This window comes from Rhizobium sp. P1_E1, from assembly GCF_056406015.1.
This window is the reverse complement of the sequence record NZ_JBFUAY010000479.1, coordinates 1-1551: the sequence shown is the minus strand read 5'-3', so window position 1 is coordinate 1551 and position 1551 is coordinate 1. Positions and strand designations below refer to the sequence as shown.

Annotated in this window: 1 protein-coding gene; it reads left to right on the top strand. The window is 57.6% G+C overall.

The genetic code is table 11. The annotated features are described in order from the left end of the window. Positions 1-1143: 1143 nt before the first annotated feature. Positions 1144-1410 (top strand): DUF2277 domain-containing protein, encoded by a 267-nt coding sequence (locus AC1D1Z_RS37285; RefSeq protein WP_131647644.1) that lies wholly within the window; start codon positions 1144-1146, stop codon positions 1408-1410. Positions 1411-1551 lie beyond the last annotated feature (141 nt).

Sequence of the window (1551 nt, the reverse complement as noted above, 5' to 3'; positions counted from 1 at the left end):
GGTCCGATGGGCTCGAAAGGTAACAGCTGTTACCTTTTGGGTGGGGCGGCCGACAAGGATGACCCTTCTCCTCCTTGAAAAGGCTCAATCACCAAAAGCGAGATAACTTCGGGGACGTCGGCCGTTACGAGTAAGTGCCGAGCGGTTGCAAAAGGGACGTGGAAGGGTCCAGTCGCAGACGGGCAGAAACCGGCGTCAACTGGTGACGTCGCCGCTGCGGCGTCCTGCGCAGTGAGTGCCTGCAGCAATGGCAGCGACAATGACTTGGAGACAGAGAGGGACAGGGCAGGGTCGGATCGATACGCCATTTTTGGGCGGCATCGACGTTAATGTTATTATCGCCTGGGTTTGACGAACCAGGCAGCCCTACTGGGACCCAAAGGTAACAGCTGTTACCTTTGGAGTGGAGCGTGCCGACAGGATGGACCCCTCTCCTCCTTCAAGAAAGCTCAATTACCAAAGGCGACACAGCTTCCGGGAACTTCGGACGTTGCGGATAAATGCCGAGCTGTCTGACGTTTTAAACATGGGGGCCGTGGAAGGATCCGACGCGGGCGGTCAAACGATGTCACCAATGGCGCGTGGCGTGCTGTGCACTTAATGCACGGAGCGATGGCAGCGACCATAACTTTGGGACAGAAAGGGATGGGGCAGGGCCGCTCGACAAGCGAGTTTGCGGTGGCATCAATGGTCTGCGCTCGTGTTTGACGATCGAGGCGATTATGATAGCCGGGGTCCAAAAGGTAACAGCTGTTACCTTTTGCGTGACAGCTTCCGGGGCTTCGACGTTAAGGGTGGGTGCCGAGCGGTCCGACGTTCAAGGCAAAGGGGACATGGAACCATCCGACGCAGGCGGCAAAACCGGCGTCAATGKTGACCTCGACGCCATGGCGCGTGCACCCGATGCCAGGAGCGGTGGCTGACAGACTGACTTATGGCGTCTTTTTCGTTATCTAGGTGTTGTCAGCCCGAGCGACAGAGGGGTAGGACTGTCCGATCGAGGGGGAGGCGAGGATGGGATGGGCACGGGAAGTGGTTGCACCGAGAGAAGGCGCATCGTGCTTTGAAATCTCCCGGCGCAGATGAGCCACCGTCCGGCCGGCCCTAGGCCACGTGTTAAGCGAAGATGACTGGGAGCAGTCCATGTGCAGAAATATAAAACCACTTTTCAATTTCGATCCGCCGGCGACCGATCAGGAAATACGTGATGCGGCATTACAGTTCGTACGAAAGCTGAGTGGAACGACCAAGCCGTCGAGACGCAATGAGGCAGCATTTGAACACGCAATCGTTTCAATCGCCGCATGCGCGCGCGAATTGCTCGATTCGCTCGAGACCTCACATCCGCCGCACAATCGCGAGGAAATTGCCGCAAAAGCGCGGTCGAGAAACCTGACCCGGTTTGCATGATTTTGAAGCCCGCGTGTCGGGCAGCTGGTTCAGCCTCTTCGGTCCTTTGTCCAAAAGGGACGCGGCGGTTGAGTTCTGTCTCTTATTCGTAATCAGGGCAGATTTAGTGCGTAGCGTGCGTGCCGGCGTTCGCCGGTGCGC

What these genes read in the sequence shown, in the direction of transcription:
- AC1D1Z_RS37285 (WP_131647644.1), top strand. Translation starts at nt 1,144, where the DNA reads ATGTGCAGAAATATAAAACCACTTTTCAATTTCGATCCGCCGGCGACC.